Below are 20,062 nucleotides of genomic sequence, written 5' to 3'. Positions count from 1 at the left end.
CGGCGAGTTCGAACGGCTGGACCGGACGCGGGCCGTGCTGGCCGCCGCGGCCGGCGGCGAGGCCGAGCTGTCCCGGACGGCGCAGGCCGCGGTGTGGCAGAGCCGGCTGGAGATGCTGCTGGAGGAGCTGCCGGAGGCGGAGCGGGAAGCAGCCTTCCGTGCACAACGACTTCAGCGGCTCGACGTTCGAGAAGTCCGCCGTGCTGGGCAGCGGAACGCAGCACAACACCTTCAACTGACCGACGGGGGCGGATCCGGTGGGGGCCAAGGGCAGCAAGGGCAACAAGCGCAACGGCAGGAGCGGGGTGCTCCTGGTGGACCTGCGCGGCTACGACCTCCAGCCGGCCCAGCCGGAACAGCGGCTGCTCGCCGGCAACGCCTCCAGCGCGGCCCAGGTCAAACCCCTCCTGCACCCTCTTCCGTTCCCGGGCACAGGCAGAATCGGCCCGGGAGGCCTGTGGGCCCCCCCAGAGCCGGGTCAGCCGTTCGTGCGCCGGGTCGGCGAGCGGGACGGTCACTCGGCGGGGGCCGGGGCCACGCCGATCGGGCAGGCCACGCCCGTGCCGCCGATGCCGCAGTAGCCGCCCGGGTTCTTGTCCAGGTACTGCTGGTGGTGGGCCTCGGCCGGCCAGAAGGGGCGTTCCGCCGCCGGGAGGACGGCCGTGGTGATGGGGCCGTAGCCCGAGGAGGCCAGGACCTGCTGGTAGGCCGTGCGGGAGGCCTCGGCCGTCGCCTGCTGGGCGGGGGAGTGGGTGTAGACCGCCGAGCGGTACTGGGTGCCGACGTCGTTGCCCTGGCGGAAGCCCTGGGTGGGGTCGTGTGACTCCCAGAAGAGCTTCAGGAGGGTGGCGTAGGAGACCTGCGCGGGGTCGAAGACCACGCGGACGACCTCCGTGTGGCCCGTCAGGCCCGAGCACACCTCCTCGTACGTCGGATTCTCGGTGAAACCGCCCTGGTAGCCGGCCAGCGTGGTCCACACCCCTGGGGTCTGCCAGAACTTGCGCTCCGCGCCCCAGAAACAGCCCAGGCCGAAGTCGGCGACCTCCAGGTGGGCCGGATACGGGCCGGCCAGCGGGTTGCCCAGCACGGTGTGCTTCTCGGGAAGATCGAACAGCGGCTCCGCGCGGCCCGTCAGGGCCTCCTCGCGGGTGGGGAGCTCGGGCGTGCGGCGGTACGAGAACATGGATTCCCTCCTTGTGGGAGTGACAACGCACGGAGGGCGGGCCGGGATTCCCCTCGACCCGCCCCGGTCCGCTCCGACCTGCCCCGTTCAGCGCCTCACAGGCCCGGCGTGACCTCGCGCACCGCCCAGTCCCGCGCGTACACGTAGCGCGACGGCGACCAGTAGTACCAGGGCATCGCCCCGATGTACCCGTCGATGTGGCGGAACTGCTCGACCGCCTCCGCGTCCCGGTCCTGCCAGAACAGGAACCACGCCAGCATGTGGCGCAGCCGGATCGACCGCCAGTCGTCCGGGTCGGCCGCCGCGAGGTCGGCCAGGGCGCTCTCCACCGCCGCGAGGACCTCCGGCTCCTTGAAGAAGGTCTCCGGCTTCAGGTCCGACTCGTGCAGTTCCTGCTCGACGTAGGCGATGAGCGGCAGCAGGGACAGCAGCTCACCCGGCTCGGCCTTGGCGGCGCACTCGTGTGCGAAGGCGAGCGCCAGCTCGTGGGAGCCGCGCCACTTCTGGCTCCAGTACTGCATGGCGCTCGTGTGGGCCGACAGGTTCTTCGGGTCGCGCTCCACGATCTGCGACCACAGCTGCCGGTACTCCTCGTGCGAATAGCCCAGGCCCTGGCTGATGGACTGCTCCACCATGTACGGAACCGGGTCCGCGGGATCCGCCAGCCGCTGCGCCTCGCGCGCCTGCTCCTGCGCCTTGAGCAGCAGCTCGCGGAAGATCCGGAACTGCTCCTGGGTGGTGTGGCTGGCCCGCGCGGAGCCCCGCACGTTCCACGCCACCAGGACGCCCGTGTCCGCGTTCACCAGCGCCGCGGACGGGTCGGACGGCCTGGCCCTGCGCCAGGCCAGCAGCCAGGCGTCGTCCTCGGCAGCGAGCTCGGACAGGGGGCGCAGGCGCTGCCAGCGCTCCTCCCAGTCCTGCCCGGCCGCGTCGAGATAGGCCGCGCCCGCTTCCCAGTCGCCGGCCTTGACCGCCGCGACGGCGGCGGTCTGCTCGGGCGACACGGGCCGCGCGTTGTCCGTGTCGAGCTCGGCCTCCGGTACGAAGCCCAGCGCGACGACCGCCGCGGCCTGCTGCGCCTTCCGCTCGGACTTGATGCCGGCCGTCTCGGCGTTCAGGGCTTCGGTCCGTGCCTCGATGGCGGTGACCTCCGCCTCCAGCCGCTTCGCCTTGCGGATGTAGTAGACGCCGCGCAGGAGCTTGAAGGCGCCGAACAGCAGCACGGCGCCCAGGATGTAGAGGCCGATCACGGGGCAGACACCAGCTTTCGCAGGGGTTCGGTGTCGGGCAGGTCGGCGACGGCCGAGTCCAGGGCGAGGCGCAGCTGCTCCTCGAAGCCGTCGGCCGGGTAGCGCAGGGACGCCGAGTCGGACCAGGACAGCTGCCAGCGGGCGGCGCCGCGGCCCGTCAGTTCCACGGTCACCAGCTGGCTCAGGGCGCGCCGGACGACCGGGCGGGCGAACTCGCGGGCCGTGCGACCGGTGGCGGCCGCCGCCTCCTCCGACTTCGGGAAGCGGTCGGCGATGCGCCAGAGCACCGCCGGGTCCGCGTCGACCGCGTCGAGCAGGGCGGGCAGCCCCGGGCCGGCGCCCTCGGCGGCGAAGGCCTCGCGGATCTCCTCCGCGCCCTGGCCGACGTACTGCGTCATCGACTCGTGGACGAGGTCCTCCCAGTCGACCCGCTTGAGCGCGAGGGCCTCCGGGGTGAGGACGACCTGCTCCAGCGCGGCCAGCGCGGCGTCCGCGTCGGACAGCAGCTCCAGGGCGGGACGGGCGCTCTGCCCGGCGCGGCCGTCGTCGGGCAGGGCCTCGATACGGGCGACGCGCTCGGCGAGCGGGGGGTGGGAGTCGTACGGGGAGGCGGGCTCGGTCGACAGCTCCCGGCGCAGGTCGTCCAGGTCCTCCGCGCGGGCGTCGAGGAGCTTGCGCAGGCCGCCGAAGACCTCGCCGGGGCGGGGCAGCAGGCCGGCGCCGACGCCGAGGGTGGCGTAGGAGCTCATGTAGAAGTCGTGCGCGGAGTCCAGGGCGTTGAGTTCGCGCAGTGCGGACGCGGCGGAGTCGCGGCCGGCGACGCGCACCGAGGCGAGGTCGGCGGCGAGCTCCTGGCGGCGGGAGGTGGTGCGGGTGGCACGCATGTAGAAGTTGCCGTACGCCATGTAGATCTTGGCCATGGCGCGGTACGTCGCCCCCTCGCCGGCGGTGTCGACCCCCTTGGCGCCCTTGCCCTTGGCGACCCGCTTCTCGTCCCGCTTCTCCTGGCGGGCCCGCTCCTTGGCGACCTTCTTGTCGGCGCGTTCGTGGAAGTGGCCGATCGTACGGATCAGCTGGGCGCGGCCGCGGGCGATCAGCGGGGTGAGGCGGGTGTCGAAGTTGGCGTAGTGGCCCATCTCGTGGGCGAGCACCGCGCGCAGCTGCATCTCGTCCAGGCCCGTCATCAGGGGCAGGCCGAGGTAGAGGCGGCGGGTTCCGGCCCGCAGGCCCAGCAGCCCGGCGTCCTCGGCGACGGCCGCGTTCACCTCGTCGATCAGCACGATCTCGTCGGGTGCGCGGGTGCCGACCTGCTGCGCGATCTCGCGCACGGTCTGCCACAGCAGGGGCTCCTGCGCCTCGGTGACGGTGATGCCGGCCGGCGGCTCGCCCTTGGGGGTGCGGAGCATGAACAGGCCCCGGACGATCGGGACGGAGAGGACGACCGATACGATTATGATCTTGAAAGCGACCGGGCCGTGCAGCCAGGTGACGACGGCGAAGTCGACGCCGACGAGGGCGGCGAGCAGGACGACGCCGAGCAGGTAGAAGCCTGCGAGCAGGACGAGCGCGCGCACGGCACGCAGAGAAGCGCCCATATGGACAGATCCCCCCACGGGATGAAAGCGGTGCTGAGGTGCGTGGCGAGGGCCGATGGCCGCCACGCCGCATGATGCGGCTCAGAGATTGTTGACGGCAACCCTATTCGCCGCTCGTCGCCGCTGGTCGTGGGGGGTACCCGTGGGTAGGTGGACCGGCGGGGTGGCTGCGGACGGTGCCGCCCCCGGCGCGGATCCGCACCGAGGGCGACCGCCCGCTACTGGGGGAGCGTGGCCGGGGACCCGCCGTTCGCTTCGTAGCCGGCGACCGCCAGGGCCCGGTACACCGCGTACTGGGCCGCCGGGTCCTGCGCCGCCGACCACGGCAGCGCGCCCACGTACCCGTCCACGTGGCGGACCTGCTCCATCGCCTCGGCCCACCGCTCCATGTTGACCAGGAACAGCAGCAGCAGGTGCCGTACGTGCGCCAGCATCGGGTCGTCCTGCCGGGCCGTGTTCACCGCGTACAGCGCGCCCTCCACCGCCCGCGTCACGGCCTCACTGCGGTAGAAACCGCTGCTCAGGATCACGTCCGGCAGGTTCTCGTACAGCGCGAACAGCGGGAGCGCCGCCAGCAGCGAGCCCCGCGGGGCACGCGCCGCGGCCGCGTGCGAGAAGGCGTCGGCCTTCTCCCGCGAGCCGTGCCACTTCGCGCACCAGTAGTGCAACGCCGCCAGGTGCGCGCCCATGTGCTCCGGCGCCCGGTCGATGACCTTCGCCCACAGCTCGTCGAACTGCGCCTCCGGGTACGCCAGCCCGCGCGCGATCGCCAGCTCCGTGATGTACGGGACCGGGTCCCCCGGCGCCAGCAGCGCGGCCTTGCGGCACGCCTCCCGGGCCTCCTCCAAGATGATCCGGTGGTCCTCGGACCCGACGCCGCCCGAGTGCCGCCATGCCTGCTGCACCAGCAGCTCCGCGTGCACCTGCGCGCCGCCCGCGTCCTTGTCCGCCTCCAGCCGCCACGCCTTCAGCCACTGCGCGCCCACACCCGGCTGGGCCACGAGCTCCAGCGCCGCCGCGCCGCCGAAGGCCTGTACGCGCTGCCAGCGCCGCTCGCCCTCCCGCGGGGTCCCGGCGAGCAGCTGCGAGGCCGCCTGCCACTGCCCGGTGCGCCGCACGTTGTCGAGGGCGTCCATCAGGTCCTGGTCCGGCCCGGGGACGCGGATGTCGAGGTCTTCCTGCCGGTCGAATCCGTAGTTCGCCGGGTCGGCGGCGTCAGGGCTGCCGGGCGCGACCAGACGGATGCCGCCACGCCTGCGCCGGACGAACGGGCCGACGATGAACACGATCATGAGCACCGCGAACAGGAACCACAGAATCTCCATGCCTCCAGCGAACCAGACCGAGGGGGCGACAGGCCAATAGGGGGGGTGCACACCGGGCCTGGGCATAGCATCTGACCATGAGCGACGACAGCCACGAGCACCAGAGCTTCGAGACCCGCGCGATCCACGCGGGCAACACGGCGGACCCGCTGACCGGCGCGGTCGTGCCCCCGATCTACCAGGTCTCCACATACAAGCAGGACGGCGTCGGCGGCCTGCGCGGCGGTTACGAGTACAGCCGCAGCGCCAACCCGACCCGCACCGCGCTGGAGGAGAACCTCGCGGCGCTGGAGGGCGGTCGGCGCGGCCTCGCCTTCGCGTCCGGCCTGGCCGCCGAGGACTGCCTGCTGCGCACGCTGCTCTCCCCGGGCGACCACGTGGTCATCCCGAACGACGCCTACGGCGGAACCTTCCGCCTCTTCGCGAAGGTCGTCTCCCGCTGGGGTGTGGAGTGGTCGGTGGCCGACACCTCCGACGCCGATTCCGTACGGGCCGCACTCACCCCGAAGACGAAGGTCATCTGGGTCGAGACCCCCTCCAACCCGCTGCTCGGCATCACCGACATCGCCGTCGTCGCCGACATCGCGCGGACGGCCGGCGCCAAGCTGGTCGTGGACAACACCTTCGCCTCGCCGTACCTCCAGCAGCCGCTGGCGCTGGGCGCGGACGTGGTGGTGCACTCGCTGACCAAGTACATGGGCGGGCACTCCGACGTGGTCGGCGGCGCGCTGGTCACCGCCGACGAGGCGCTGGGCGAGGAACTGGCCTACCACCAGAACGCGATGGGCGCGGTGGCCGGACCGTTCGACTCGTGGGTCGTGCTGCGGGGCATCAAGACCCTCGCCGTGCGCATGGACCGGCACGCGGAGAACGCGGCCAAGATCGTCGATGTGCTCAAGCGGCACCCGAAGGTCACCAAGGTGCTGTACCCGGGCCTGCCCGAGCACCCGGGCCACGAGGTCGCCGCCAAGCAGATGCGCAACTTCGGCGGCATGCTGTCCTTCCAGGTGGCCGGCGGCGAGGAAGAGGCCGTCGCGGTCTGCGGCCGCACCAAGATCTTCACGCTGGCCGAGTCCCTGGGCGGCGTGGAGTCCCTCATCGAGCACCCGGGCCGCATGACGCACGCGTCGGTGGCCGGCTCGGCGCTGGAGGTCCCCGCGGACCTGATCCGCGTCTCGGTCGGCATCGAGAACGCCGACGACCTGATCGCGGACCTGACGCAGGCGCTGGGCTGACCCACCGCCGCACCCCCGCCGGGCTCCGCCCGGGCCCGGTGGGGCCTGCCGGCCTCGCCGGGCTGTTCCAGCCCGGCCGGCGTGTGAGGCGCGGGTCCGGACGGGGCCCGGTGCACGGCGGAGCCGGGTTTCCCGGGGCGCCGCCCCAGACCCCGCGCCTCACACGCCCGGGGGGGGGGGCCCCCGCGGGGGGGGGGGGGGGGGGGGGGGGGGCGGGGGGCGGGCCCGGGGGGGGGGGGGGGCGGCCCGCCCCCCCCCCCCCCCCCCCCCCCCCCCCCCCCCCCGGCGAGGCTGGATTCTGCCGGGCGCGGCCGCACGGGTGCGGGTGTCGCGGCCCACAGATCCGCCGTTCGGCTACCAGCCCTCCAGCGGTGGGGAGATGCCGCTCGGGGGGCCCGCCCAGGGGCGGGTCAGGGACGCCCAGACCGTGAAGGCCACCGCCGCGGCGAACAGCACCGCCCAGCCGAACCTGCGCAACGCCCGGCGCCGGCGCAGCAGGCGGTCCCCGCGGGCCGCCGCGCCCGCGGCCAGACCCGTCGGCACCACCGGGTACGGGCCCGCCAGGAGCTGCTTGACCTGGGCTTCCTTCCGGTCCGGGAGCCCGCTCACGCCGCCTCCCGGGCCCTCAGCAGGGACACGGCCCGGTTGCAGAGCACCCGGACCCGCTCGGCCGGCATCCCGAGCTGCGCCGCCGTGACCTCCTCCGCGACCCCCTCGTAGAGCCGCAGGACCAGCACCAGCCGCTCCGGCGGACTCAGCCGCGCCAGCACCCCGGCCCCGCCGTGGTGGCGCCAGCCGGTCCGCGCGAAGGCCGCGCACAGCTCGTGGCGCGTGAAGTCGTAGGGGTCGTCCGCGCGCAGCCGCCGCCAGTTCGCGTACGTACGCGCCAGCGCGCCCGCGAGCAGCCGGCGTGCCGACTCGGGTTCACCGGTCAGCAGTACCGCGACATGCAGGAGCCGCCCGGCCGCACCCGCGACGAAGGCTTCGAACTCCCCGTAGGAGCCCGCCTGTTGATCAACCGCCCGCATATTCACATAGTGCGGCCGGGGGGACCGGTCAGGTCAAGAGGACGGACATACTCCGCTCAGGAGGCGGGCCCGGCTTCCGCCACGGCCGCCATCAGCTCCGACAGCGACAGGTTGAAGCGCGTCAGCAGACCGGTGAAGGACTCGCGTTCGTCCTCGCTCCAGCCCTCCGTCACCCGGGCCATGAGCTCGCGCCGCGAGGAGCGCACCTCCTCCAGCCGCGCCAGCCCCCGCGGGGACAGCGCGAGGACCACGGCCCGCCCGTCCTCGGGGTGCGAGGTCCGCTTGACCAGACCGCCGTCGACCAGCGGCGCGACCTGCCGGGTCACCGTGGAGGAGTCGATACCCATGCCTCCGGCGAGCGCCTTGACGCCCATCGGGCCTTCCAGGTCGAGCCGGTTGAGCAGCAGGTAGGCGGCGCGGTCCATCGAGTTGCGGGCCTGGCCCACGCCGCCCAGACGGGTCTGCTCGGCGCGGCGGGCGAAAACCGCCACCTGGTGCTGGAGCGCGTCGAGGAGACCGGCTCCGGCAGGCGCATCGGCCGGCACGGGCAGATCGGAATTGGCCGGGGAGGAAGGCATGGCCGTGGGCTCTCTTCGCGTGGGTCCGACAAGGATGGGGGACAGAGTACGCGGCCCTGCGGCGGCTCGTACGCCTCGTACGAGAACTGATACGGCCCGCGCGGGCGGGCGTCCCACGGCCGTCCCGGATGGCGAGATTTCGCCCCTCGCCGCCGTACCGTCCGTACCCCTCGCCGCAGTCCTTCCCGTACTCGCCCGTAGCCCCCTCCTTCTCGGCCCTCGTGGACGCTCCGGGCCCGGTCGCGCCCGGGCTGCGAGACTGACGGCATGAACTACCGTGTGCCCCAGCCCGTCCCGCAGGTCATCCTCGACGACGTACGGGGGGCTCAGAAGATGCTCTCCGGCGTCTCCCGGGTCACGCCGATGGAAGGCAGCAGGCACCTCTCCGCACTCACCGGCTCGCCGGTCCACTTCAAGTGCGAGAACCTCCAGCGCACCGGATCCTTCAAGCTGCGCGGAGCCTACGTGCGCATCGCGGGCCTGCGCCCCGAGCAGCGCGCCGCCGGCGTCGTGGCCGCCAGCGCCGGCAACCACGCCCAGGGCGTGGCGCTGGCCTCCTCGCTCCTCGGGGTCCGCTCCACCGTGTTCATGCCGGTCGGGGCGCCGCTGCCGAAGGTCGCCGCGACCCAGGAGTACGGGGCCGACGTGCGCCTGCACGGGCAGGTCGTCGACGAGACCTTCCTGGCCGCCCAGGAGTACGCGGACCGCACCGGCGCGGTGTTCATCCACCCCTTCGACCACCGCGACATCATCGCGGGCCAGGGCACGGTCGGCCTGGAGATCCTGGAGCAGTGCCCGGAGGTGCGCACCATCCTCGTCGGCATCGGCGGCGGCGGTCTCGCCGCCGGTGTCGCGGTCGCGGTGAAGGCGCTGCGGCCCGACGTACGGGTCGTCGGGGTGCAGGCGGCGGGCGCGGCCGCTTACCCGCCCTCCCTCAGGGCCGGCCACCCGGTGTCGATCGACGACCCGAACACCATGGCCGACGGCATCAAGGTCGGGCGGCCCGGCGACGTCCCGTTCAGGATCATCGGCGAACTCCTCGACGACGTGCGCACGGTCTCCGAGGACGCCCTCTCCAGCGCCCTGCTGCTGTGCCTGGAACGGGCGAAACTCGTCGTCGAGCCCGCCGGGTGCAGTACGGTGGCGGCCCTGTTGAGCGAGCCCGAGCTCTACGGTTCGGGCCCGGTGGTGGCCGTGCTGTCCGGCGGGAACGTCGACCCGCTCCTGCTCCAGCGGATCCTGCGGCACGGCATGGCGGCGGCGGGCCGTTACCTGTCGCTGCGGCTGCGCGTCGCCGACCGGCCCGGGGCGCTGGCCGGGCTCCTGGGGGTGTTGTCAGTGGTGGATGCGAACGTGTTGGACGTGAGCCACGTACGGACCGACCCGATGCTCGGGCTCACGGAGGTGGAGGTGGAGCTGCACCTGGAGACCAAGGGGCCGGAGCACTGCGCGGAGGTCGCACGGACGCTGCACGGCGCGGGATACAAGGTGATGGGCTAGCTGGGCCGCCCTGGCGGACGTGCCCCACGCCCCTCTCCCCTCGGCTCCACGGCCCACGCCGCCCGCTCCCGTCGCGGTCCATCACTCGTCCGGCCGAGCGGGCCCCGCCCGCCGCCCATAGGATTTGCGCATAAATGCCCTGAATAGCTTGATCCCACTGGCCCGATTCACATGGGGAGAATCCATATGCCAGGCGCTATTTACGCCGAGGGTCTGGTCAAGACCTTCGGCGACGTACGGGCTCTGGACGGCGTCGACCTCGACGTCCCGGAAGGCACCGTCCTGGGCCTGCTCGGCCCGAACGGAGCGGGCAAGACCACGACCGTACGCGTCCTGACCACCCTCCTGCGCCCCGACAGCGGCCGGGCCGTCGTAGCCGGCATCGACGTCCTCAAGCACCCCAACGAGGTCCGGCGCGCCATCGGCCTCTCGGGCCAGTTCGCGGCCGTCGACGAGTACTTGACCGGCCGCGAGAACCTCCAGATGGTCGGCCAGCTCTACCAGATGCGGGCCAAGGCGGCCAAGGCGCGGGCCGTCGAGCTCCTCGACCGCTTCAACCTCGCCGACGCCGCCGACCGCTCCGCCAAGACGTACTCCGGCGGCATGCGACGGCGCCTCGACCTCGCGGCAGCGCTCGTCGTCAGCCCGCCCGTCATGTTCATGGACGAGCCCACCACCGGACTCGACCCCCGCAACCGCCAGCAGCTCTGGGGCATCATCAAGGAACTGGTCGCCGGCGGCACCACCCTGCTGCTGACCACCCAGTACCTGGAGGAGGCCGACCACCTCGCGGACGACATCTGCGTGGTCGACCACGGCAAGGTCATCGCCCGCGGCACTTCCGACCAGCTCAAGGCCCGCACCGGCGGCGAGCGCGTCGAGGTCGTCGTCCACGAACGCGGCCACATCGCCACCGCCCGGGAGGTGCTCGCCGGCTTCGGCAAGGGCGAGACCACGGTCGAGGAGCACACCCGCAAACTGACCGTGCCGGTGGCCGGCGGCGCCAAGCTGCTCGCCGAGGTCATCCGCGAGTTGGACGGCCGCGGCATCGAGATCGACGACATCGGCCTGCGCCGACCCACCCTCGACGACGTGTTCATCTCCCTGACCGGCCACGCGGCGGAACGGGCGGCGGAGGAGGAGAACGGCGGCGGCGGCGGGGCCGCCGCCGACGCCGAGGGCCGCAGGGCGGCCCGGAAGGAGGCGGCGAAGTGACCCTCACCTCCCCGAACCGGGACCTCGCGGCACCGCGACCGCGCGGCGGCCTGACCCAGGGCGTCAACGACTCCCTGGTGATCGCCAAGCGGAACCTGATCCGGATGTCACGGATCCCCGAGATGATCATCTTCGGCGTGATCCAGCCGGTCATGTTCGTCGTGCTCTTCAGCTACGTCTTCGGCGGCTCGATCAGCGTCGGCGGCAGCACTTCGCCCGCCGCCTACCGCGAATTCCTGATGGCCGGCATCTTCGCCCAGACCGTCACCTTCGCCACCGCGGGCGCCGGCGCGGGCATCGCCGACGACATGCACAAGGGCCTGATCGACCGCTTCCGCTCCCTGCCCATGGCCCGCGGAGCGGTCCTCACCGGCCGTACCCTCGCCGACCTCGTCCAGACCTCGCTGACCCTCGTCGTCCTGGCCGTCGTGGCCCTGCTCGTCGGCTGGCGCACCCACACGAGCCCCGGCGAGGTGCTCGCCGGCTTCGGCCTGCTGCTCCTGCTCGGCTACGCCTTCTCCTGGATCGGCGCCCTCATCGGCCTGTCGGTGCGCACCCCCGAGGCAGCCACCTCCGGCGGGCTGATCTGGCTCTTCCCGCTGACCTTCATCTCGAACGCCTTCGTCCCCTCCGAGAACATGCCGCCGTTCCTGCGGACCATCGCGGAGTGGAACCCCTTCAGCGCCACCGTCCAGGCGTGCCGCGAGCTCTTCGGGAACCTGCCCCCGGGCTATCCGGTCCCGGACGCCTGGCCCATGCAGCACCCGGTCACGGCGTCGGTCCTCTGGTCGCTGCTGATCATCGTGGTCTTCCGGACCCTCTCGGTCCGCAAGTACCGCTCGGCGACCGCGTAGGGCCGCCCGTACCCCGTACCGCCCGTACACGCGTGATGCCCGGCCGGAGAACCGGCCGGGCATCACGTGCGAATCCAGGGTGATCGAAGGATCGGGTCGATCGGGTCGATCGAGATGATCGGGGGTGATCAGCCGGTGAAGGGCTTGACGTCCAGGATCTTGACCGAGGCCTTCTTGCCGTTCGGCAGCTCGTACTCGGCGTCCTCGCCGATCGACTTGCCCATGACGCCCGTGCCCAGCGGGGACTGCGGGGAGTACGTCTCGAAGTCCCCGGACGCGTACTCGCGCGACGCCAGCAGGAACTCCATCGTGTCGTCCTCGTCGCCGTCGAAGGCGATCTTCACCAGGGTGCCCGGCGCCACCACGCCGTCGGACGCCGGTGCGGTCCCGACCTTGGCGTTCTCCAGGAGCTGCGTGAGCTGGCGGACCCGGAGCTCCTGCTTGCCCTGCTCCTCCTTGGCCGCGTGGTACCCGCCGTTCTCGCGCAGGTCGCCCTCCTCACGGGCGGCTGCGATCTTCGCGGCGATCTCCGTGCGGGCGGGACCAGAGAGGTAGTCCAGCTCCGCCTTCAGCTGGTCGTACGCCGCCTGGGTCAGCCAGGTGACGCTCTCGCTCGTCTGGGTCACGGGTGCTCCTCGTCGGTACAGGGGACTACATGGCCGCCAGCGGCGGACGAAACCACGAGCCTAACAATTCGGGAAGAAAAGGGGGAGGACCCCAGAGGTCCATTGCCCCGTGGGCCACCCTCCGAAGCCCCGCGGCGGTGGCGCGGCCGGGGATGCCCAGCCGGCGGAACACCCTCGCCCGGCGGGGCGGCCGAGCCGGCGCCGCGCCTCAGCCGGCGGAAGCCGCGGGCTGGCAGCCGACCAGCTCGATCATGGTGGCGCGGCCGGTGGTCTTCAGCGAGACGACCTCGTCGACCCGCGACGCGGACTGGGCGAAGGTGAAGTCGCCGCGGCCCACCTCGGCGTGCTGCTCGTCCTGCGAGACCATGGTGCAGACACCGGTGACCGACGCGTCCTTGCGGACCTCCAGGTGCACCTGCACCTCGGTGTCCGAAATCACCTGGAACTTGATCACTTCGGCGCTCACGCTCCGCCCGGCGACGTAGTCCCAGCCGATCCAGCCGATCACGCCCAGCAGCACGGCACCCAGCGCCGCCCCGACGACCTTGAGCTTGCGATCCGTACGCTCGTCCGCCGACCGGCCGTACCGGCCCTCGGGCAGTCCCTCGCGTACCGCGCTCATGGTCTTTTCCTCTCGCTGGGGAGGGCGGGTCACCGGATCACCCCTGGAATTTTCCGTCCCCCAGTTCGGTCACTATAGAAGCCGAGTGTCGCGCCGAATCGCAGAGGATCCTGTTTTGACCGAGCAGCTTCGACTGATGGCCGTCCACGCCCACCCCGACGACGAGTCGAGCAAGGGCGCGGCCACCATGGCCAAGTACGTGTCCGAGGGGGTCCCCGTGATGGTCGTCACCTGCACGGGCGGCGAGCGGGGCTCCGTGCTGAACCCCAAGCTCCAGGGCGACAAGTACATCGAGGAGAACATCCACGAGGTCCGCGCCAAGGAGATGGAGGAAGCCCGCCAGATCCTCGGTGTCGAGCAGGAATGGCTCGGCTACGTCGATTCCGGCCTCCCCGAGGGCGACCCGCTGCCCCCGCTCCCCGACGGCTGCTTCGCCCTCGCGGACGTCGACGAGGCCGCCGGCGAGCTGGTCAAGAAGATCCGCGCGTTCAAGCCGCAGGTCATCACCACGTACGACGAGAACGGCGGCTACCCGCACCCCGACCACATCATGACCCACAGGATCTCGATGGTGGCCTTCGACGGCGCGGCCGACACCGAGAAGTACCCCGAGGCCGAGTACGGCCCCGCCCACCAGCCGCAGAAGCTCTACTACAACCAGGGCTTCAACAAGCCGCGCACCATCGCCCTGCACGAGGCGATGCTCGCGCGCGGCCTGGAATCCCCCTACGGCGAGTGGCTGGAGCGGTGGAAGGAGTTCGAGCGCAAGGAGCGGACCCTGACCACCCACGTCCCCTGCGCGGACTACTTCGAGATCCGTGACAAGGCGCTCATCGCGCACGCCACGCAGATCGACCCGGACGGCGGCTGGTTCCGCGTCCCCATGGAGGTCCAGAAGGAGGTCTGGCCCACCGAGGAGTACGAGCTGGCGAAGTCGCTCGTCGACACCTCCCTCCCCGAGTCCGACCTCTTCGCGGGCATCCGGGAGAATGCATAGCCATGAGCGCTACGCAGGCAGCACTGACCCAGCTCCTTCCCCTGGCGGGTGACACCTTCGACAAGAACAAGGTGACCCCCGGAATCCTGGGCTTCATCGTGTTCGCGGCCCTCGCAGTCGGCGTGTGGGCCCTGATGAAGTCCATGAACCGGCACATGGGCCGGGTGGACTTCGAGGAAGCCCCGGACCCGGCCGCCCCCACCGCCCCCACGCCGAAGCCGACCAGCTAGCGCGCGCCTTTCGGATCCTGCCGGGCCCGCACTGCCCGCCCCCGCGCAGCGCGCGCCGAGCCCGGGCACCTCTCCGCGGGCCCGCCCAAGGCCGCGCTCCGGGTGGCAGCCGGGCAACCCCGACGGGCCCGCCCGTCCCGGCCCGGTGGGGCGGCGGCTTCGCGCGGACCGGCCGCACGGGCGCGGGCGCCCGGTCCCGCGGGGCGAAGCCGCCGGGGAGGCTGCCGCCCCCGGGCAGGCGGCTCACGCCCGCGGCACGCCCATGACCTCCCGCGAGTGCAGGTTCGGGACCAGGCCCAGGCGCCACGCCTGCCAGCCCTCGGCCGGGTCCACGCCCCGGCCCAGGATCACCCCGTACGTCTCCAGGCAGTCCTCCAGCCGGCCGTCACGCGCCGGATGCGGCGCCTCCACGAGCCGCGCCAGCTCCGCCCGCGCCTCCTCCGGCACCCCCGGCCCCGCCAGCCCCCCGTACGGCAGCAGCGTGCACCGCAGGAAGCGCGCCCAGTCCTCCCCACGCCGGTCCCCGTACGAGATGAACAAGCGGACCGCCTCCTCGCACAGCCCGAGCGCCTGCGACAGCCGCCCGTTGCCCGCGTCGACCACCGCCAGCTCCAGACACGTCCACGCCTCACCGTGCGCCAGCCCGATCCGCTGGAAATCCGCCCGCGCGTCCACCAGCAGCTGCCGGGCGAAGCCCGAGTTCTTCAGGTTCCCCGTCTGCGCCGCCCGCTGGTCCCGCGTCACCCGGCCCGAATGGTGCCGGGCGTGCGCCAGCCCGTACACGTCCCGCATCCGCGAGAACATCGTCCGCGCCCGCTCCAGCTCCCGCACCGCCCGGTCCCGCTCGCCGCCCACCTCCAGCGCCTGCCCCAGGTAGTACTGCGTCCACGCCTCACCGCGCGCGTCCTCCGCCTCCCGGTGCCGGGACAGGGCCTCCCGCAGCCGCTCCACCGCCGGCCCCGGATCCCCGTCCACCACCCGCGCCCGGCCCAGCTGCGTCAGCGCCCACGCCTCACCACGGTCGTCCCGCGTCCGCCCGTACAGCTGCAGCGCCAGGTCCAGCTCCTTCTCCGCCTGCTCCACCTCGCCGTACCGCAGGTGCACCTGCCCCAGCTGGAAGTGCGCCCACGCCTCCCCGTGCACGCTCTCGCTCTCCCGGTGCAGCGCCAGCGAGGTCTCCAGCAGCCGCGTCGCCTCCGCCAGATGCGCCATGTCCCGCTCCACCGCCGCCAGCGCGTGCAGACCCCACGCCCGGTCACCCGCCAGCTCCGCCGGCTCCTGCAGCACCAGCGCCTCCCGGATCCGCACCGCGGCCTCCGGCAGATTCCCCTGGTGGTGCAGCGTGATCCCGAGCGAGACCAGCGCCATCGCCGCCCCCGCCTCCTGACGGGCCTCCATGTACTGGTCCACCACCGACGTCAGCGTCGTACGGGCCTTGTCCAGCTCACCCAGCTGCCGCGCCGCGATACCCGTACGCCACTGCACCGACCGCACCAGCCGACCCTGCTGCACCGCCTGGTCCTGCCCGCCCGCCGCCACCGCCTGCGTCAGCTCGTCGATCTCACCCAGCCGGTACAGGTCACCCCGCAGCAGACAGAAATCGCACAACGCCCCCAGCAGGTCCAGCACCGCCTGCTGATCCACCCCCTCCGAATGCCGCAGCGCCGCCGTGATGAAGCTCGACTCGTCGTCCAGCCACCGCAGCGCGGCGTCCAGCGAAACGAAGCCGTGCCCCCCGAACTGGTTCGCCCGCGTCGACATCTTCCCGTCGACCATCCGGATCACCGAGTCCGCGAGCTGTGCGTAGTCGCGGATCAAGCGCTCGTGCGCCGCCACGACCTGCGCCCGGTCCTCGTCCGCCGCCAGCCGGGCCGCCGCGTACGCCCGCACCGCGTCATGCATCCGGAACCGCTGACCCCGGACCCGCTCGATCAGACCCGCCTCCCACAACTCCTCCAACGTACGCAGCGCCGCCTGCTCCGGTACGCCGGCCAGCGCGGCCGCGGCCGCACCGCCCAGCGAAGCCCGCCCCGCCAGCGGCAACCGCCGCAACAGCAGCCGGGTGGGCTCGGCCAAGCGGGCATCCGCGGCCCGCAGGGCTGCCTCCACCGGATGCACCCCGTCCGCCCCGCCTGCAGCCCCTTCGGCGCCTTCGGCCCCGTCAGCGGCGGCAACGGCGCCGCCCTGAACCAACGGAGCCAGCATCCGCAACGCGAGCGGCAGCCCACCACCCACCGCCACCACCGAAGCCACGCCGTCGGCGGCTCCTTCCCCGGCCGCAGCCTCCGGCGCCACCGCCCGTACCAGCTCCGCCGCCTCGTCCCCGTCGAGCCGCCCCACCGGCAGCTGGTGGACCCACGCCGCCAGATCCCCGGGCAACTCCAACGGCTCCCGCGCCGTCACCAGCACCAGGCTCTCCGAACGCTCCGGCACCAGCATCCGCACCTGCGCCGCATCCACCGCGTCATCGAGGAGAACCGTCACCGGCAACCCCCGCAGGTGCTGGTGGTACAGCTCACCCAGCCGCCGCACCTGCTGCTCCGCCGACGCGCCCTCCCGGAACAACAACTGCTCGCGCGGCGCACCCAACCGGTTCATCAGGTGCAGCAGCGCCTCCCGCGTCGACAGCGGCGCCTCGCCGGGCTCACCACTCGGCGAACCACCCCGCATGTCCACCACGCACGCACCCCGGAACTGGTCCCGCAACGCGTGCGCCGCCCGCAGCGCCAGTGCCGTCCGCCCCACCCCCGGCTCCCCGTACAGCACCACGACCACCGGACGGGTCTCCGTACTCGCCCGGGCCGCCTGCACCCACTGCGCGATCCGCGCCAACTCCGACCGGCGGCCCGCGAATCGATCCGCCACGTCCGGCAACTGCCCGAAGGAGTGCTCCAGCGCACTGCGCCGCCTCGCCTCCGCACTGCGGTCCACCCTGCGCAGATCCCCGGCCGCCCGCACCGGCGACACCGCCACCGGCCGGGGCGCCCGCGCCGCCGCCGCCACCGCACGCTGCTGCTCCAGGAACGGACGTATCCCGCGCACCTCCAGCGCCGACAACCACTGCAGCCTCAGCTGCTCCGCCCCGCCGGGCCGCCCCCGTTCCCCCGCCCGCCGGTTCGCGGCCGGCACGTGCAGGGCCGTCACCTTCGCCACCGTCGCCACCGCACCGGCGATCCCCACGACCGCACCCGCCGTCAGCGCCGTACCCGCCGCGACGCCCAGCGACAGGTCCGCCCCGACGGCGGCCACCGCCGCCACCGCCGTCACCAGAACCGCCGTCGATGTATCGCCCCGCCGGAACGCCTCACCCAGCGACTGCTCCCCGGCCGCGGCCTCGTCCAGCGCCCGCACGTACGCCTCGTACTCGGGCGCCGCACTCGCGGCGAGCGCGTCCAGGGCCTCCCTGCCGCGCGCCAGCAGCGCCGCCCCGTCCACCGCCCCGCCCGCGGCATCCGCCGGGCCGGCCCCCCGCCGGACCGCCTCGTCCACAGCCCGCTCCAACAGGCGCTCGGCCTCACCGCGATGGCTGTCCCGCATCGGCATCCCCCTCAGAGAGCTCCGGCAACGTGCCACAAGTGTCCTGCGGGACACTCCCGTTCGCGAGGGAATCTGAGCTAGTTCAGAGGGAAGCGGTCACTCGTCCATACAGTCGGGGCGAAGAACCCAACTCCCCCAAGGGCAAAGCTCCATGACGACGCACAAGATCCCCGCCGCCGCAGCCCTCTGCGCCGCACTGCTCCTGAGCGCATCCCTCGCCTCCTGCCAACAGGCGCCACCAGCAAGGGGTTTCGTCCCACATGGCGAAGAACCCGCCCCCGCCGACCGCGAGACCGCCACCCTCCTGGAGCGGCACCGCATCACGCAGACCGTCACCGCCGACCTCAACACCTACCTCGACCTCCCCCACCGCATCGAGGTCACCACCCGCTCCTGCGAGGGCGAAGGCAGCGGCTACGACCCCGACTCCCGACGCATCGAACTCTGCTACGACGACCTCACCGAGGACCGCGAACTGTTCGAGCAAGCCGGCGACACTCCGGCGGACGACCCCGTCGCCGCCGTGGCCCGCGAAACCCTCTACCACGAAGCGGGCCACGCCCTCATCGACACGCTCGGCCTCCCCGTACCCGACGACCGCACCGAAGAGGACGCCGCCGACCGCTTCGCCCAGCTGATGCTGTTGCGCGACGGCCGCCCCGACGGCGAACAGACCCTCCTGGCCGCGGCCCGCGCCTACGACCTGGCCGCCTCCGCCCATCCCGAACCGGACACCGAAGACGAACACGCCCCCGACCCCGCCCGCGCAGAATCCCACCGCTGCGCCACCTACGGCGCCGCCCCCACCCGCCACCCGGCCCTGGCCACCCCGCCCCGCACCCCGTGCCCCCACACCTGGACCACGACCCGCGACGCCTGGCTGCAGGACCTTGCCCCCGTACTCAGGCCGTAACCCGACGCCTCATTAGCGAGTTGTAGCGAACGTCGCACCAACTCTCGATAGGGAACGCTCCATGGAACGGATACCGGTCGCCTCGTACGCCCGCACCTCGCAGGACACCGCACAACGCGACGCACGCGGCGTACGCCACCAGCACCGCATCAACGAACGCACGGCCCTCGAACACGGCTGCGCCGTCGTCGCCACCTACACGGACAACGCACGCAATGCGACCAAGGACGACCGGCAACGCCCCGCCTTCGACCACCTCCTCGCCGACCTCCACCGAGGCCACGCCTTCGCGGCCGGACCGCTGCAAGGCGTCGTCGCCGTCGCGGACGACCGCCTGTACCGCAGACCCGAAGACTTCATCCGCTTCATGGCGGCACTCACCTCGGCGCCGGGACGTGTCTACGTGGCACGGGAGGGCCTGCGCGATCCGTACACCGAGGCCGGGCTGCTCCAAGGCGCCGCATGCTTGCAAGGTGCCGCCGTGGAAGGGCAGATGCGCAGCCGCCGGGTCCAGGACTGGCACTGGTCACGCGCTATGGACGGGCTGCCGCACAGCGGCCCGAGGCCGTTCGGCTGGCTGGCGGACCGCCGGACCCTGCATCCGGTGGAGTCGGAACTCGTCCGCAAGGCGATCGAGGACCGAATCGGCGGGGCCTCCATGGGCCGGGTGGCGCGTGAGTGGGAAGCGCAGGGGATCACGGGAACGCGAGGGGGGCGCCCCAACCCGCAGACCGTCACACAGATCATCACGGCTCCGCGGGTGTGCGGCTTCCGAGCCAACCGGGGACAACTGCTGATCGACCCCGATACCGGAAGTCCCCTGGTCGGGGCATGGCAGGCCATCGTCACGCCCGACCAGTGGACGGAAGTCTGCGCGACGTTCTCCGCCGGAAGCTTGTACATGCACCGCGGACCGCTCAGTCCACGCCTCACGGGGAGGAGGGGAGGTCCCAAGTGTCTCGCCGCCGGATTCGTGCGCTGCGGAACCGAGCGTGAGGACGGCAGCGCGTGCGATCAGCTCATGGGGGGCGCCAAGGCCGACAGCCGGAGCAGCCCCTACAACTACGTCTGCGCGTCGGGGCGCGGCTGTGGTCGTTGCGCCATCAGCGGACCTCTCGTGGAGGACGCGATCGAGCGGCTTCTCTTTCCTGCTGACGGACAGGGGCGGGTCCGGCTGCCCCAGCCGATGCGGTTCCGATGGCAGTCGGGCGGGATGGGGTTCGACGAGAAGCGAAAAGTGATCGCCTCGGTCTTCACCCACTTCGTGATCACGCCGGGGCGCAAAGGGGTCGGCACTTGGGACCACTCCCGCGTCGTCCCGGTGTGGAAGTGGGCGGATCGGCTGGTGCCCGCCGAACCGGCGGTCTGATGGCC

At 72.6% G+C, this 20,062-nt stretch carries 19 protein-coding genes; 9 read left to right on the top strand and 10 right to left on the bottom strand.

The genetic code is table 11. The features are described from left to right. Window positions 1–257: 257 nt before the first annotated feature. Window positions 258–581, top strand: a complete 324-nt coding sequence (locus ACZ3X1_RS14145) for a hypothetical protein (RefSeq protein WP_467279805.1) — start codon at window positions 258–260, stop codon at window positions 579–581. On the opposite strand, the gene msrA is transcribed toward ACZ3X1_RS14145, so the two are convergent. The 4 genes from msrA to ACZ3X1_RS14125 form a co-directional block, all read right to left on the bottom strand. Beyond that, window positions 515–1,183 (bottom strand): peptide-methionine (S)-S-oxide reductase MsrA, encoded by a 669-nt coding sequence (gene msrA / locus ACZ3X1_RS14140; RefSeq protein ID WP_467279802.1) that lies wholly within the window; start codon window positions 1,181–1,183, stop codon window positions 515–517. The genes ACZ3X1_RS14145 and msrA overlap by 67 nt on opposite strands. 95 nt (window positions 1,184–1,278) lie before the next feature. Continuing rightward, entirely contained in the window at window positions 1,279–2,433 is a 1,155-nt protein-coding gene (locus ACZ3X1_RS14135) for a hypothetical protein (protein WP_467279799.1), read from the bottom strand. After that, window positions 2,430–4,028 (bottom strand): M48 family metallopeptidase, encoded by a 1,599-nt coding sequence (locus ACZ3X1_RS14130; protein WP_467279797.1) that lies wholly within the window; start codon window positions 4,026–4,028, stop codon window positions 2,430–2,432. Before ACZ3X1_RS14130 ends, ACZ3X1_RS14135 begins: the two co-directional genes overlap by 4 nt. Before the next feature lie 218 nt (window positions 4,029–4,246). Continuing rightward, window positions 4,247–5,353 (bottom strand): hypothetical protein, encoded by a 1,107-nt coding sequence (locus ACZ3X1_RS14125; RefSeq protein ID WP_467279795.1) that lies wholly within the window; start codon window positions 5,351–5,353, stop codon window positions 4,247–4,249. Window positions 5,354–5,430: 77 nt separating this feature from the next. Between ACZ3X1_RS14125 and ACZ3X1_RS14120 the strand changes: the two genes are divergently transcribed. Beyond that, on the top strand, window positions 5,431–6,588 hold the full coding sequence (locus ACZ3X1_RS14120) for a cystathionine gamma-synthase (RefSeq protein WP_356812487.1): 1,158 nt from the start codon (window positions 5,431–5,433) through the stop codon (window positions 6,586–6,588). Window positions 6,589–6,942: 354 nt separating this feature from the next. Here the strand turns inward: ACZ3X1_RS14120 and ACZ3X1_RS14115 are convergent, their stop codons facing one another. The 3 genes from ACZ3X1_RS14115 to ACZ3X1_RS14105 are packed head-to-tail and all read right to left on the bottom strand — an operon-like array spanning window position 6,943 to window position 8,194. Next, a complete protein-coding gene (locus ACZ3X1_RS14115; protein ID WP_467279791.1) occupies window positions 6,943–7,197 on the bottom strand; it encodes a hypothetical protein in 255 nt (84 codons plus the stop codon). Further along, complete coding sequence (locus ACZ3X1_RS14110; RefSeq protein WP_467279788.1) at window positions 7,194–7,616, bottom strand: sigma factor-like helix-turn-helix DNA-binding protein; 423 nt, start codon at window positions 7,614–7,616, stop codon at window positions 7,194–7,196. The genes ACZ3X1_RS14115 and ACZ3X1_RS14110 overlap by 4 nt, the downstream gene beginning before the upstream one ends. Before the next feature lie 56 nt (window positions 7,617–7,672). Beyond that, window positions 7,673–8,194 carry a MarR family winged helix-turn-helix transcriptional regulator gene (locus tag ACZ3X1_RS14105; protein WP_356813043.1) on the bottom strand — a complete coding sequence of 174 codons (522 nt, stop codon included), beginning with the start codon at window positions 8,192–8,194 and terminating at the stop codon, window positions 7,673–7,675. Window positions 8,195–8,461: 267 nt separating this feature from the next. On the opposite strand from ACZ3X1_RS14105, the gene ilvA reads away from it, so the two are divergent. From ilvA to ACZ3X1_RS14090, 3 genes are all read left to right on the top strand, one after another. Beyond that, the gene (ilvA, locus tag ACZ3X1_RS14100) at window positions 8,462–9,694 is read left to right on the top strand and encodes a threonine ammonia-lyase (protein ID WP_356813042.1); all 1,233 of its coding nucleotides are present in this window, start codon (window positions 8,462–8,464) and stop codon (window positions 9,692–9,694) included. A gap of 186 nt (window positions 9,695–9,880) precedes the next feature. Further along, entirely contained in the window at window positions 9,881–10,909 is a 1,029-nt protein-coding gene (locus tag ACZ3X1_RS14095) for an ATP-binding cassette domain-containing protein (protein WP_467279781.1), read from the top strand. Then, a complete protein-coding gene (locus ACZ3X1_RS14090) occupies window positions 10,906–11,763 on the top strand; it encodes an ABC transporter permease (protein WP_356813040.1) in 858 nt (285 codons plus the stop codon). The genes ACZ3X1_RS14095 and ACZ3X1_RS14090 overlap by 4 nt, the downstream gene beginning before the upstream one ends. 128 nt (window positions 11,764–11,891) lie before the next feature. On the opposite strand, the gene greA is transcribed toward ACZ3X1_RS14090, so the two are convergent. Beyond that, window positions 11,892–12,389: a transcription elongation factor GreA gene (gene greA, locus ACZ3X1_RS14085; protein WP_030823019.1), complete on the bottom strand. Its 498-nt coding sequence runs from the start codon at window positions 12,387–12,389 to the stop codon at window positions 11,892–11,894. 208 nt (window positions 12,390–12,597) lie between these two features. After that, window positions 12,598–13,011 carry a DUF4307 domain-containing protein gene (locus ACZ3X1_RS14080; protein ID WP_356813039.1) on the bottom strand — a complete coding sequence of 138 codons (414 nt, stop codon included), beginning with the start codon at window positions 13,009–13,011 and terminating at the stop codon, window positions 12,598–12,600. A 115-nt stretch (window positions 13,012–13,126) separates the two neighbouring features. On the opposite strand from ACZ3X1_RS14080, the gene mca reads away from it, so the two are divergent. Beyond that, the gene (gene mca / locus ACZ3X1_RS14075; protein ID WP_356813038.1) at window positions 13,127–14,008 is read left to right on the top strand and encodes a mycothiol conjugate amidase Mca; all 882 of its coding nucleotides are present in this window, start codon (window positions 13,127–13,129) and stop codon (window positions 14,006–14,008) included. A 2-nt stretch (window positions 14,009–14,010) separates the two neighbouring features. Then, on the top strand, window positions 14,011–14,238 hold the full coding sequence (locus ACZ3X1_RS14070; protein ID WP_356813037.1) for a hypothetical protein: 228 nt from the start codon (window positions 14,011–14,013) through the stop codon (window positions 14,236–14,238). Between the two features lie 243 nt (window positions 14,239–14,481). Here ACZ3X1_RS14070 and ACZ3X1_RS14065 read toward each other — a convergent pair whose 3' ends face one another. Beyond that, window positions 14,482–17,775: a tetratricopeptide repeat protein gene (locus ACZ3X1_RS14065; protein ID WP_467279775.1), complete on the bottom strand. Its 3,294-nt coding sequence runs from the start codon at window positions 17,773–17,775 to the stop codon at window positions 14,482–14,484. A 151-nt stretch (window positions 17,776–17,926) separates the two neighbouring features. Here ACZ3X1_RS14065 and ACZ3X1_RS14060 point away from each other — a divergent pair, with 151 nt between their 5' ends. Then, window positions 17,927–18,688, top strand: a complete 762-nt coding sequence (locus ACZ3X1_RS14060) for a DUF4344 domain-containing metallopeptidase (protein WP_467279772.1) — start codon at window positions 17,927–17,929, stop codon at window positions 18,686–18,688. A 61-nt stretch (window positions 18,689–18,749) separates the two neighbouring features. Next, window positions 18,750–20,057, top strand: a complete 1,308-nt coding sequence (locus ACZ3X1_RS14055) for a recombinase family protein (protein WP_467279770.1) — start codon at window positions 18,750–18,752, stop codon at window positions 20,055–20,057. Window positions 20,058–20,062: the final 5 nt, after the last annotated feature.

It is taken from the genome of Streptomyces sp. NPDC023541, assembly GCF_055559995.1.
This window is presented reverse-complemented; position numbering and strand designations above follow the sequence as displayed.